The organism is Klebsiella sp. w6, assembly GCF_033100215.1.
Classification (GTDB): domain Bacteria; phylum Pseudomonadota; class Gammaproteobacteria; order Enterobacterales; family Enterobacteriaceae; genus Klebsiella; species Klebsiella variicola.
In genome coordinates this window covers 2,853,715-2,865,888 of record NZ_CP136907.1, presented here as the reverse complement: position 1 = coordinate 2,865,888, position 12,174 = coordinate 2,853,715, and the positions used below count along the sequence as shown (strand labels likewise).

The window sequence follows — 12,174 nt, the reverse complement described above, 5'->3', positions numbered from 1 at the left end:
GGTTAGCGTTGCCAGTGCTCGATCAGCGCTGCGCCGATCCCGGCGATATGTTGATTACGCTCGGCCATACTCGCCGGGGTATCCCGCAGATAGAGCACCACAATGCGCTCCGGTTTGCCGTCCGGGCCGAGCAGGGCGACAATGCCGCGCGCACCCCGTTCGCCAGCCCCGGTTTTGTCGGCGATAAACCAGCCCGGCGGCAGCACGGCGCGGATCAGCGGGCCGGCAACCCGATCGTCCACCATCCACTGCAGGAGTTGCTGTTGCGAACGGGCGCTCAGATGCTGCGCGGTCAGTAGTTTGCGCAGCGTGGCGGCCATGCTGGCCGGGGTGGTGGTGTCGCGCGCGTCGCCGGGAAGCGCCTCATTCAGTGCCGTTTCCCAGCGGTCAAGACGGGTGACGTTGTCACCGATCTGGCGCAGAAAGGCAGTTAATCCCGCGGGGCCGCCGACGGTGGCCAGCAGCAGATTGCCAGCGCTGTTATCGCTCAGGGTGATGGCGGCGGCGCAGAGTTCGCCGATCGTCATCCCGTCGACAAGGTGTTTTTCGCTGACCGGGGAGTAGTCCACCAGATCCTGCTGGCGGTAGTGGATCCGCCGATCCAGTTGTTCGAGCCCGGCATCCACCCGCGCCAGCACCGCGCCGCACAGCAGCACTTTAAAGGTGCTCACCATGGGAAAGCGTTCATCGGCGCGCCAGGCGGCCAGCGTGCGGCCGCTGGCCAGATCCATTTCCACCATCCCCACGCGGCCCGACAGCTGGCTTTCGCTTTGTTTAATCTGCTCAAGCGGCTGTGGACCGGCGTCTACCGCCAGTGGCAGGGTGGCTAACAGGGAGATAACACACAGGCGAACATAACGCATAACCGCAATACTTCCTTGAGTGAGGGCCGATAAGGGCGAGCAAAGGGGCGACAAATAAGAATAACCCGGCGTTTTGCTGATTCACAATTCCTCTTTTTTCCTTCATCATTTGTCATCTTTTATTTCGAATAATCAATATTTAGCCCAGCCTCAGCACGCTATTTTTTGACTCAAGGCCGCGATGAACTATAAGAAAGTACGTAATGCCGCACTCAGGCTGGCGCCGTTTGTTGACGACAATGCCCGCCGGACTCCGCGGTTCGCCAATGATATACGCCATCCCGGGAGGAACTGGTGCACCCGATAATTAAGGTCATGCTGGTGGGAGGTAAGGCCGACGGGCTGTTGGTCAGCGTCGCCGATGACGCGACCGAGGTCTCGGTGACGCCTGCTCAGTACGGTGCCCCATCCGGGCAACCGCTGAGCTATCGTATTGTCAGTCAAACCATTGACGATGAACGCTATTATTTTGGCGTCTTCAGTGAAGCCCATCAGGATAGCGACAAGCTGACGCGGGTCGCCCTGACCCGTGGAATGAAAAAAATGTTCTGTTAAACCCTGCCCGAATGAGGGCGTGAGAGGGTATCCCTGGCGCCGCTCTGCTACTGTGGCAGCCTTCTATTTCCAGGGCAGGACCTATGATGATTCAGTACATCCGTATTCAAAACTTTCGCTCGGTCAGGGATATCGCGCTGGAGCTCGGGCCGCTGAACATTGTCTTCGGCCCCAACGGCTGCGGCAAATCCAATATTTATAACGCCATCCACCTGCTGACCGCCGCCGCTGACGGCAGGCTGTCGGGGTTTATCAGCGAAGAGGGCGGTCTGGAGAATATGATGTGGTCCGGGGAGCGTTCGCCCGTTGATCGTCATCCCCGCCGTCTGCAAATCGCCTGCCGGACCGACAGCTTCGATTATGAGCTGCAGATAGGCTTCCCGGAAAAATTGCCCTATCCGACGCAGTTCATGCTCGATCCCATCGTTAAAGAAGAGAACATCTGGCTGGCCGGCTACTCCCGCCGGCCTTCCTCCCGCGTACTGCAGCGTAAGAATCAGGCGGCGTTTCTCGTCGATGTGACGGGGGAGAAAAGTACGTTCACTGAGAGCATCTATGAAAACGAGTCGGTGTTCGGTCAGCTCGGCGAACCGCATCGTTTTCCCGAGGTGTCGCGGGTGCGGGAAACCCTGCGCCGCTGGCGGTTTTATCATGAATTCGCTATCGGCCGCCATTCGCCGCTGCGTCAGCCGGCCGTGGGGTACCGTTCGCCAGTGCTCGACAGCGATGGCCATAATCTGGCGCCCGCCTTTCAGACCATTGTCGAGATCGGCGCGGAAGAGATTTTGCACGAGATCCTCGCCGACGCCTTTCCTGGCTGCCAGTTTTACTGTGAAAACGAGCAGTCACGTTTCGCCCTGAAAATGCGTCGCGAGGGGATCCGCCGCCCGCTGCTGGCGGCGGAGATGTCTGACGGTACGCTGCGCTTTCTGTGCCTCGCCGTTGCGCTGCTCAGCCCGCGCCCGCCGGCCTTTCTGGCGATCAATGAACCGGAGAACAGCCTGCATCGCGACATGTTGCCCGCGCTGGCCCGGCTGATTATCGAGGCCTCGCGCTACAGCCAGATCTGGCTGACCAGCCACTCGGCAGAGCTGGCGGAGCTGATTGCCGCCGGGGCGCCTTGTCAGCGCTATGCCCTGGAGAATCGCGGCGGGGAGACGCGGATTGTCGAGTGAATCCCGTCGTCCCTGACGGGGGCGCCGGAGTCAGGCGGGGGTCTGCGTCCCCGCTGCAGGCAGCAGATTTTTCCCGCCCCGTAAGGTAAAGAACGAGAGCAGGGTGAAGCTCAGGGTGATACACCCGAGGATCAGATAAGCCTGATGGAAGCCGACGGTGTCGTACATCCGGCCGACCCAGGCGGAAAGCACCACCCCGGAAAGCTGTTTCGACAGGTTAAAGCCGATCAGAAACAGGGTGGCCGAGAGCCGCGGGTTAAAGGCGGAGGAGATATATTTAAAGGTCCCGACCAGCAGGAAGGGGATCTCAAACATATGCAGCATCTTGAGGATCACCACCTCCACCGCCGATGAGGCAAAAGACGACCCGAGAATACGCACCGACATGATCATCCCCGCCGTCAGCAGGGCGTTTTTGGCGCCGATGCGGTTAACGATGGCCGGGGCGCAGAACATAATTAGCGCGTTGAGCAGCTCGCCGCCGGTGGTAACAAAGCCAAACACTTCGGTCCCGCGCTGCGGGCTGGCGAAAAAGCTTTTGAAAAAGTTGGCGAACTGCTGGTCAAACACGTCATAGACGCTGGCGACGCCGATCACATAGACGATAAAGCCCCAGAAGCGCGGCATACGCAGCAGCTCTGCCGCCGTGCGCAGCGAAAAGGCCTGGCGATTGGCGCCCAGCGCCTCGATAACCTCGGCGCTGTTGCTGCTTTCCGGTCGCGACAACCAGAGCAGCAGACCGAGCACCAGCGCAAAACCGGAGGCGATCCAGAAGGTGATGTTGGGATCGATGCCGAACAGCACGCCGGTTATCGAGGCGCACAGCGCCCAGCCGACGCAGCCTGCGACCCGCACTTTGCCATATTCAAAGCGGTTGGCCCGGCTGACGCGCTCGATATAGGCTTCCACCGCCCCGGAGCCGCTGGAGAAAACAATCCCCAGATAGATCCCGCCCGCCAGCGCCCCGGCGATAATATTCATTTGCAGCAGCGGTGAAAAAACGAAAATAAAGAACGGTGCGAACAGAATTAACAGCACCGTAATAGTCCAGAGCAGATGTTTGCGCAGGCCGAGCTTATCCGACATCAGGCCGAACACTGGCTGAAAAATAATCGCGAATAACGAAATAGACGAGAAAACGATCCCGGTTTCCGTTTTGGTTAAATGGTTAACGTCCGCCAGCCACACCGGAAAAAATGGAAAGTAGGCCGACATAATGAAATAGTAAAAGAAAAAGAACAGCAGGAAATAGACAAAATTATGCCGTTCTCGTGGCGCCAGTTCAGAGAATTTCATCACCATGATCCCTTGTTATTCTGTTTGTAGGGTGGGGGCTGTCGCCCCCACGGATTAAAGGCAACGCAATGAGACCTCGTACTGCCAGCGCGTTTGGCTCAGGAGCCACTGCGGTAGCACGCTGGGGGTCCAGGAGTCATCGCCTCCCACCCCCATATGCAGGCCGTCGAGGGTGATCCACACGCCGTCTTCGGCCTGCATCTTGTGCCAGTGGTCGGTCTCCATCAGCTGACGGGTGCTCCACGGCTGAACGGAGAAGTGGAAATGCCCGCTGATGTGCCAGCGTCCCCAGTCCAGCGCCTGGGTATCGCAGCGCAGGCCGTTTTCCGTCGGGAAGATGTAGGGCGTCGTCATCGCCGTCAGCGGCTGCTCCCAGCGGGCGAAGCAGGCGCTGCTCCGCCGGTCGGGGTAGTTCTCATGCGGCCCCAGCCCCAGCCAGCTCACCGGCGCCTGCTGATCCGCCACCTGGAAGTGCAGCCCGACCCGCGGCAGCGGCGGCAGGGTTTCTGCCCGTTCGCCGTCCACCGCCAGCCGCAGCGTACCGTCCGCGGTGAAGTGCATGCGCCAGTGGCTGACAATCACTACCTCTTCGCCGCGCAGATAGTGCCAGCGGCAGTCGACGAGGGTTTCATTTGCCAGGCGCTGCGCGTCGCACTGGACGCAGTGCGCCTCAAGATCGTACAGGCCGGCGCTTTTCCAGCGCTCCACCCAGGCGTTGGGGTCGATACGCTCTACTTCGCTGACCCCGATGTCGTTGTCGAGCGGCGCGCGAATAAACTGGTCACGCAGGGGGGTCAACAGCTGCTCCTGACCGCCAACCGACCAGCGGCTCAGCAGACCCGTCCGGCGATCGATGGTCCAGCATTGCGAACCGGCGCGGATCTGCCAGACCTCGTCGCTGACGATAAGATCCGGAGCGCCGGCAGGCACGGTGGGCGCCGGCAGCGCCAGCGGGGCGGGCAGGGGAAACTGTTGCCAGGCGACGCGGTGATCCGCTTCTGACCAGTCGGTCGCCCGGGGCTGGGTCACCTCCAGCGTCAGCCACACCGCGCGGGCGCCTTCAGGCAGGATCAGGCTGTCGAGCAGCGTTATCTCGTCGCTGCCCTCAGGGGGCAGCGCAAGGGTCAGGTTGCCGTGATACAGGGTTTCACCGGCCGACTGCACCTGCCAGCGCACCACTTCGTTATCGGTTGGACGGAACAGGTATTCGCTGGTGATGCGCACCCGCAGCGGCGAGGTCGACAGCAGCGTGAACTGAAAATATTGCTGGGCGTGCTTCGCCTCCACCAGCGACGGATGCGGCGTGCGATCGGGAAACACCAGACCATTCATACAGAACTGGCGATCGTTAGGCTTATCGCCAAAGTCGCCGCCATAGGCCCAGCCGACGCTGCCGTCGTCAAAGATTTTGCGGATCGCCTGATCGGCCCAGTCCCAGATAAACCCGCCCTGCAACCGCGGATACTCGCGGAAGGCCTGCCAGTAATCGGCGAAGTTGCCGAGGCTGTTGCCCATCGCGTGGGCATATTCGCAAAGGATCAGCGGCCGCTGCTCGCCGGGCAGGCTGATCCATTTTTTGATCCCCCATTTCGGTACCGCCGGGATCGGCTGGTCGCGTTCGACGCGGGCGTACATCGGACAGATAATATCGGTGGCGGTGGTATCCGCGCCGCCGCCCTCGTACTGCACCGGACGGCTCGGGTCGTTGCGTTTCAGCCAGTGGTACAGCGCTTCGTGGTTGCCGCCGCCGCCGGACTCGTTGCCCAGCGACCAGATGATAATGCACGGATGGTTGCGGTTGCTCTGTACCATCCGGGTGACGCGGGCGCTGAAGGCTGGCAGCCACGCCGGATCGTCGGACAGCCGATTCATCGGCACCATCCCGTGGGTTTCAATATTAGCTTCATCGACCACGTACAGACCGTAGCGGTTGCAGAGTTCATACCAGCGCGGCGCGTTGGGGTAGTGCGAGCAGCGCACGGCGTTAAAGTTGTTCTGCTTCATCAACAGAATGTCCTGCACCATATCCGCCTCGGTGACCACCTGACCGCGCAAATGATGATGCTCATGGCGGTTAACGCCGCGGATCAGCAGCGGTTTGCCGTTAAGACGCAGCAGGCCATCGACAATCTCGATGCGGCGAAAACCGATGTCCCATGCTTCGGCCTCCAGCAGTTCGTCGCCGCGCCACAGGGTGACCACGGCGCGATAACAGTTTGGAGTTTCCGCGCTCCAGTGCGCCGGCGCCGTCACCGCCAGAGCAAAATCGACCCGTTCCGCGTAGTGGCCGCGTTCATCCACCGCCGGGGTGCCTAACGGCTGCCGCCCGGCGGCGACCTGCTCCTCGCCACGCCACAGGCTAACCCCGATGCTGAGCCCGGCAAGGGCCGCCTCTGTCGCTTCGACGGTCGCCTGGACCTGCAGAGTGCCATCGCGGTAGAGGGCGTCGAGGGCTGGCGTCAACTGCACGTCGCATAGCCGTTGCTGCGGCTTATTCAGCAGCCACACCGAGCGGAAAATGCCGCTCATCCGCCACATATCCTGGTCTTCCAGCCAGCTGCCGGCGCTCCAGCGCATGACCATCACGCACAGGCGGTTGTCGCCCGGGCGCAGGAAGGGGCTGAGATCGAACGCTGCCGGCAGGCGACTGTCCTGCGAATAGCCGACCCAGACGCCATTGCACCACAGATGAAACGCCGAGTTGACGCCATCGAAAATAATCTGCGTTTGCCCGTTCTCGCGCCATGTGTCCTCAACCGTAAAGTGCAGGGAATAACAGCCGGTCGGGTTATCCTCCGGCACCCGCGGTGGCGTGGTATCGATGGGATAGCGGACGTTGGTGTAGATCGGCGCGTCATAGCCCTCCATCTGCCAGTTGGAAGGCACTGGCGTGCCGCGGCTGTCCGGCAGATCCTGCGTCAGCCACTGCGCATCGACGGCAAACGGGCTGCGGGCATAAACGAACTGCCACTCGCCGTCCAGCTGACGACGGCGTGTGGAGAGATGGTTATCCCGGGCGGCAAGCTCATCGCGCCAGCTGGCGAAAGCGGGATGCGCCGGCAGGCGGTTAAGGTGGGTAATGGTCTGGTTCTGCCAGTCTTCACGGGCGAGGACGGCGTCAAAGTTGGGCATGTTGCTGTGGCCGGTATCGCTAATTTGCATTTTAATCCCCGGTAAGTCAGAAAATGTCGTTCGCTAAACATGATGATTAACGTTATCGGGTAATTTGTTTTTTCCAGCAATCACGCTGAAAATGAAATGAACAGACGATCACGAAAGCGGGGGCAAAACGCTATTTTTTGTCGCGCGTTAAACATAAAATGTTAGCGCACGACATTGTTATCGCTGAGGAGAAAAGATGCCGCGTCGTACCGCAACCCTTGAGGATGTCGCCCGCGCGGCGGGGGTCTCCCAACAGACGGTCTCCCGGGTGCTGAACCGTCCTGAGGTGGTGTCAGCCCGCACCCGGGAGCAGGTGATCCGCGCGATGCAGACGCTGCACTACGTGCCTAACCGCTCGGCGCAGCTGCTTGCCGGCAAGGCGGCGCCCTCCATCGGGTTAATTACCGCCTCGCTGACGCTGCATGCCCCCTCGCAGATCGCCGCCGCGATAAAAAGCCATGCCAGCCTGCATCAGCTGGAAGTGGCGATAGCGATGCCGGCGCAGGCCGATTTTGTCGCGCTGCAGGCGCGGCTGGATGAGCTACGCGCCCAGCATATTCGCGGGGTGATCGTCAGTCTGCCCCTGGAGAGCGCCACCGCCGAGCGGCTGGTGCAAGAGAACCCGGATATGGCCTGCCTGTTTCTTGACGTCTCCCCGGAGGCCGATGTCTGCTGCGTGCGCTTCGACCACCGCGACGGCTGCGGAGCCTGCGTACGCCACCTGTGGGAGCTGGGGCATCGCGAATTCGGCCTGCTGGCGGGGCCGGAAAGTTCGGTTTCCGCCCGTCTGCGCCTCGCCAGCTGGCGCGAGGCGCTGCACAGTCTGAATATCGCTCGCTCAACAACGGTGTTCGGCGACTGGAGCGCCGCCAGCGGCTGGCAAAAAACGTTCGAGCTGCTGCATCTGCAGCCGCGGATCAGCGCGATTGTGGTGGCGAACGATCAAATGGCGCTCGGCGTGCTCAGCGCGCTCGCCCAGCTTAATCGCAGCGGTAGCCGGGCGGTATCGGTGACCGGCTATGACGACACCGCCGACAGTCTCTACTTCCAGCCGCCGCTCACCACGGTGGCGCAGGACTTCGATCTGCTGGGCAAGCGGGCGGTGGAACGGCTGATCGCCCTGATGGCGGCCCCGCAGCTGCGGATCCGCGAGCTGCTGCCGACCCGGCTTATTGTGCGCCAGTCGGCCTGGCCCGCCGCCGTTGCGGAGGATCAGCAGCAGACCCTCGCGCAACTGAAAGCGCTGGTGGAAAAACTTTAGCGCAGGCCGTTGAGGCTTTATTGAGGTTGACTCTGTTAACCTCGTCATCAAACGTAGAGAGGTCAGGATTATCTGTCTGCGAAAAATGCAAAACACAATCTATCCATGCAAGCATTGATTTACCGCCAGTCATATGGCGGTTTTTTTTTGCCGTCGCCCGCCTCTACCGTTTTCTTCCGTTCGCCTTTCCGCCTGGCATATCCTGCCGCGGCATGCTAGATCTTGCTTCCGGGGCTCCATCCGGGAGACGACGGGAGGCAAGGGTATGATGGTGATAGAGGGTAAAGAGGCGATCGCGCGGGTGGACTGGCAGCGGGTGCGAACCATTATCGCCGAGGCCGGATTGAATGAGCGCGATGTTCAGCAACTGCAGCAGGCGTTCCGCCAGAGCACCTTCTGCTGGTTTGGCTATGAGAACGGCCAGTTGATTGCCGTGGCGCGAGCCATCAGCGACTGTACCTGGAGCAGCTATCTGGCGGATGTGGCGATCGTCCCCGAACGTCAGGGGCAGGGTTACGGACAACAGTTGATGCTGGCCATCCGGGAGCAGTTGCTTCCCTTTGGCAAAATTTTTATCTATGCGGTCGCCGATAAAATTACGTTTTATCAGCGCTTTGGTTTTGCCATGCTGACCACTGGCATGGTCTGCGCCAGCGAGGAGGGCATGCACAACATGCAGGAGCAGGGCTATATCCGTCGGCCCTGAAAGCAGGCGCTCAGGAACGCCTGGCTTAAACGTGTAAACCAGGCGCAGGCTGTCAGAGGGGGCGTTCGAGCACGAAAAGATACGCTTCCCGCGACCAGAACAGGGCGGTGCGGCGGCGCTCCACCGACATGGTTTTCACTTCCCATCCCTCACGGGTATAGCTGCTGAGAAACTGGCTCATCTTGTCAGGGTCCGCCTTGGCTTCGCCAAAAAACAGGCTGCCCAGCAGCCCCTCTTTATAGATCACTACCCGACACTCTTTCTTCATCATCGACCCTCCTGGCGACCCGTTTACTGTGGCCGTCTATTGTCCGTTGCCGCGACGATTTTGCAATCGGAGAAGTAGCAAACTGTTTCCGGTACTGCAGCGGACTGAGCGCGAAGTGCTGGCGAAAATGGTGACGCAGGGTGCCGGCGCTGGCAAACCCGCAGCGCTCAGCGATCTGATCGATGGACATCGTGCTCTCCGTCAGGTGCTGGCGGGCGCGCAGCAGCCGCTCGTCCAGCAGCCAGCGGGCGGGTGTTTTACCGGTGGCCTCCTCAAAGCGGCGCAGGAAAGTGCGTGGTCCCATGCCGGCGCGCTGGGCGAGGGAAGCGACGGTATGGCTGGCGGCAAGATGCTGGTGCAGATAGTCAAACAGCTGCCCAAGGCGCTGGCTCTCCCGGCTGCGGGCTACCGGGCGCAGGACCTGCTGCGCCTGACCGCCGTCGCGATGGGGAGAGACTACCAGGCGGCGGGCGACGACGTTGGCGGCTTCGCTGCCGAAATCCTCGCGCACCAGATGCAGACAAAGGTCGATCCCCGCCGCGCTGCCGGCGGAAGTCATCAGCAAAGCATCGCCCACGTAGAGCACATCTTCCACCACCTGGATCTGCGGGAAACGCGACTGCAGCGCCGCGGTGTAGCGCCAGTGGGTCGTTGCCTGGCGGCCATTGAGCAGCCCGGCGGCGGCGAGAACGAACACCCCGGAACAGATGGAAATAATCCGGCATCCGCGGGCGTGGGCGGCAACGAGGGCGGCGCACAGCGCCTCGGGGACCGGGGCGTCGACACCGCGCCAGCCGGGGACCACAATCGTATCCGCCTGGGCGAGAAGTTCAGGGCCGCCGTCAGTCATCAGGCGGATGCCGCCGGTAGCGCACAGCGGCCCTTCATCGACGGCGGCGACGGCGAACTGGTACCAGTTGTCGCCCATTTCCGGGCGCGGCAGGCCGAAGATCTCCACGGCTACGCCAAACTCAAAGGTGCACAGGCCATCGTAGGCGAGGGCGACCACCTGATGACGTGACGGTGTCACAGAAGGGGTTGTCAGGATGTTAGCGTTTTCTGTCATGGTTGTCGGCAGATCAGGGTGATGGGCGTCAGTAAAGTAGTGTTATCACAGACAAGGAGAAGACGCCATGAGTGTAGTAACCCAATTTCCCCCTGCCACCTCCGCTGAGGCTATCCGCTGGTTCCGCCATAAGTTGCATCTTGAGACCGACTGCGCCGATGTGCACAGCGCCCAGCGTGCCGGCGAGGTCGACTTTGTCCTGCTGCACGTGGTCGGCAGCGAGGAAGCCTTCGCCAGACGTCACTTGCCAGGCGCGCAGCATCTCCCGCACAGCCAGATCACCGCCGAGCGAATGGCCGCCTGGCCGGCGGAGACCCTCTTTGTGGTCTACTGCGCCGGGCCGCACTGCAACGGTGCTGACGTTGCCGCGCTGAAGCTGGCTGAGCTCGGGCGGCCGGTGAAAATGATGCTCGGCGGACTCACCGGCTGGGAAGATGAGGGCTATGCGTTTGTTTCCGGTAAATGAAAATATTTCATGTACCATGAATTATTCTCGTTTGCGACCCACCACTCTGCATGCCAGTATCTGGACATATAGCCATCCAGAAGTCTAAAAATTCAAATAATGAACTATCACGGTGGGCAACTAACGCGCCCACCGCTAAGGAGACAGCATGCAACGTCAACAGGCCCCGTTCCGCGCAGACATCGTCGGCAGTTTTTTGCGCCCGGACAGCATTAAACAGGCGCGTCAGCAGCTGGCTGAGGGGATTATCGACGCCGGTCAGCTACGCGAGATTGAGAATAACGCGATCCGTCATCTGGTTCAGCAGCAATGCGACTGCGGCCTGCATGTGGTCACCGACGGTGAGTTTCGGCGCGCATGGTGGCATTTCGATTTCTTCGATGGCCTGCAGGGCGTTGAACGTTACGATGCCGAGCAGGGGATCCAGTTTAACGGCGTGCAGACCAAAGCGCACGGCGTTCGCGTCACCGGCAAGCTGGCGTTTGGCGACCACCCGATGCTGGAGGACTTCCGCTATCTGAAAAGCATCAGCGGCGACGCGCAGCCGAAGATGACCATTCCCAGCCCGAGCGTGCTGCACTTCCGCGGCGGGCGGAAAGATATTGATGCCACCGTTTACCCGGATCTTAGCGACTACTTCGACGATCTGGCCACCACCTGGCGCGACGCGATCCGCGCGTTTTATGACGCCGGCTGCCGCTATCTGCAGCTGGACGATACCGTGTGGGCCTACCTGTGCTCCGATGCCCAGCGTCAGCAGGTACGCGAGCGCGGCGACGATCCGGATGCGCTGGCGCGCATTTATGCCCGGGTGCTGAACCAGGCGCTGGAAGGTAAGCCGGCCGATCTGACGGTGGGCCTGCATGTCTGTCGGGGTAACTTCCGTTCAACCTGGATCTCGGAAGGCGGTTACGAGCCGGTGGCCGAGGTGCTGTTTGGCGGCGTCAATGTCGATGCCTTCTTCCTTGAGTACGACAACGACCGCTCCGGGGATTTCGCGCCGTTGCGCTTTATTCGTCCCGGCCATCAGCAGGTGGTCCTCGGATTGATCACCACCAAAAATGGCGAGCTGGAGAACCCGCAGGGGGTGAAAGCGCGTCTCGCCGAGGCCGCGCAGTATGTGCCGCTCGAGCAGATTTGCCTGAGTCCGCAGTGCGGTTTCGCCTCTACGGAAGAGGGCAATGCCCTCAGCGAAGACCAGCAGTGGCAAAAAGTCCGTCTGGTGACGTCGATCGCCGCCGACGTCTGGTAATGACTTTCTTAGCGCAGCGTTGCACCGTGATGAGGCAACGCTGCCGTCGCCACCGTCTCCGCCGCCCACCTGTCCCGCATCCTGCTGTTTTCACAACCTGGCAC

General features: G+C 61.2%; 11 protein-coding genes and 1 pseudogene. 6 read left to right on the top strand and 6 right to left on the bottom strand.

Annotated features, from left to right (window positions below; all coding sequences use genetic code 11):
- Window positions 1-2: 2 nt before the first annotated feature.
- Window positions 3-863, bottom strand: a complete 861-nt coding sequence (locus tag R0140_RS14150; protein WP_012968280.1) for a class A beta-lactamase LEN-13 — start codon at window positions 861-863, stop codon at window positions 3-5.
- A 294-nt stretch (window positions 864-1,157) separates the two neighbouring features.
- Here R0140_RS14150 and R0140_RS14145 point away from each other — a divergent pair, with 294 nt between their 5' ends.
- A complete protein-coding gene (locus tag R0140_RS14145) occupies window positions 1,158-1,418 on the top strand; it encodes a hypothetical protein (protein WP_008804980.1) in 261 nt (86 codons plus the stop codon).
- A gap of 86 nt (window positions 1,419-1,504) precedes the next feature.
- On the top strand, window positions 1,505-2,593 hold the full coding sequence (locus tag R0140_RS14140) for an AAA family ATPase (protein WP_016160984.1): 1,089 nt from the start codon (window positions 1,505-1,507) through the stop codon (window positions 2,591-2,593).
- Window positions 2,594-2,623: 30 nt separating this feature from the next.
- Here the strand turns inward: R0140_RS14140 and R0140_RS14135 are convergent, their stop codons facing one another.
- Together R0140_RS14135 and R0140_RS14130 are read right to left on the bottom strand one after the other, a co-directional pair.
- Window positions 2,624-3,889 carry an MFS transporter gene (locus R0140_RS14135; RefSeq protein ID WP_008804978.1) on the bottom strand — a complete coding sequence of 422 codons (1,266 nt, stop codon included), beginning with the start codon at window positions 3,887-3,889 and terminating at the stop codon, window positions 2,624-2,626.
- A 54-nt stretch (window positions 3,890-3,943) separates the two neighbouring features.
- Window positions 3,944-7,051 (bottom strand): beta-galactosidase, encoded by a 3,108-nt coding sequence (locus R0140_RS14130; protein WP_317703820.1) that lies wholly within the window; start codon window positions 7,049-7,051, stop codon window positions 3,944-3,946.
- Window positions 7,052-7,247: 196 nt separating this feature from the next.
- On the opposite strand from R0140_RS14130, the gene R0140_RS14125 reads away from it, so the two are divergent.
- Window positions 7,248-8,312, top strand: coding sequence for a LacI family DNA-binding transcriptional regulator (locus R0140_RS14125; RefSeq protein ID WP_012541786.1), 1,065 nt, complete (start codon window positions 7,248-7,250; stop codon window positions 8,310-8,312).
- A 7-nt stretch (window positions 8,313-8,319) separates the two neighbouring features.
- Here the strand turns inward: R0140_RS14125 and R0140_RS14120 are convergent.
- A pseudogene (locus R0140_RS14120) lies at window positions 8,320-8,513 on the bottom strand (hypothetical protein); the annotation flags it as partial.
- 64 nt (window positions 8,514-8,577) lie between these two features.
- On the opposite strand from R0140_RS14120, the gene R0140_RS14115 reads away from it, so the two are divergent.
- Complete coding sequence (locus R0140_RS14115; protein ID WP_023297582.1) at window positions 8,578-9,018, top strand: GNAT family N-acetyltransferase; 441 nt, start codon at window positions 8,578-8,580, stop codon at window positions 9,016-9,018.
- A gap of 52 nt (window positions 9,019-9,070) precedes the next feature.
- Here the strand turns inward: R0140_RS14115 and R0140_RS14110 are convergent, their stop codons facing one another.
- Window positions 9,071-9,286: a DUF4177 domain-containing protein gene (locus R0140_RS14110; RefSeq protein ID WP_004205985.1), complete on the bottom strand. Its 216-nt coding sequence runs from the start codon at window positions 9,284-9,286 to the stop codon at window positions 9,071-9,073.
- The gene (gene ftrA / locus R0140_RS14105; RefSeq protein ID WP_049009634.1) at window positions 9,255-10,352 is read right to left on the bottom strand and encodes a transcriptional regulator FtrA; all 1,098 of its coding nucleotides are present in this window, start codon (window positions 10,350-10,352) and stop codon (window positions 9,255-9,257) included. Before ftrA ends, R0140_RS14110 begins: the two co-directional genes overlap by 32 nt.
- Before the next feature lie 67 nt (window positions 10,353-10,419).
- On the opposite strand from ftrA, the gene R0140_RS14100 reads away from it, so the two are divergent.
- On the top strand, window positions 10,420-10,818 hold the full coding sequence (locus tag R0140_RS14100; RefSeq protein WP_023297584.1) for a rhodanese-like domain-containing protein: 399 nt from the start codon (window positions 10,420-10,422) through the stop codon (window positions 10,816-10,818).
- Window positions 10,819-10,966: 148 nt separating this feature from the next.
- Window positions 10,967-12,070 (top strand): cobalamin-independent methionine synthase II family protein, encoded by a 1,104-nt coding sequence (locus R0140_RS14095; RefSeq protein WP_012541782.1) that lies wholly within the window; start codon window positions 10,967-10,969, stop codon window positions 12,068-12,070.
- Window positions 12,071-12,174: the final 104 nt, after the last annotated feature.

Coding starts and splice junctions, on each gene's coding strand:
- R0140_RS14150 (WP_012968280.1), bottom strand. CDS start 863: ATGCGTTATGTTCGCCTGTGTGTTATCTCCCTGTTAGCCACCCTGCCA.
- R0140_RS14140 (WP_016160984.1), top strand. CDS start 1,505: ATGATTCAGTACATCCGTATTCAAAACTTTCGCTCGGTCAGGGATATC.
- R0140_RS14135 (WP_008804978.1), bottom strand. CDS start 3,889: ATGAAATTCTCTGAACTGGCGCCACGAGAACGGCATAATTTTGTCTAT.
- R0140_RS14130 (WP_317703820.1), bottom strand. CDS start 7,051: ATGCAAATTAGCGATACCGGCCACAGCAACATGCCCAACTTTGACGCC.
- R0140_RS14125 (WP_012541786.1), top strand. CDS start 7,248: ATGCCGCGTCGTACCGCAACCCTTGAGGATGTCGCCCGCGCGGCGGGG.
- R0140_RS14115 (WP_023297582.1), top strand. CDS start 8,578: ATGATGGTGATAGAGGGTAAAGAGGCGATCGCGCGGGTGGACTGGCAG.
- R0140_RS14110 (WP_004205985.1), bottom strand. CDS start 9,286: ATGAAGAAAGAGTGTCGGGTAGTGATCTATAAAGAGGGGCTGCTGGGC.
- ftrA (WP_049009634.1), bottom strand. CDS start 10,352: ATGACAGAAAACGCTAACATCCTGACAACCCCTTCTGTGACACCGTCA.
- R0140_RS14100 (WP_023297584.1), top strand. CDS start 10,420: ATGAGTGTAGTAACCCAATTTCCCCCTGCCACCTCCGCTGAGGCTATC.
- R0140_RS14095 (WP_012541782.1), top strand. CDS start 10,967: ATGCAACGTCAACAGGCCCCGTTCCGCGCAGACATCGTCGGCAGTTTT.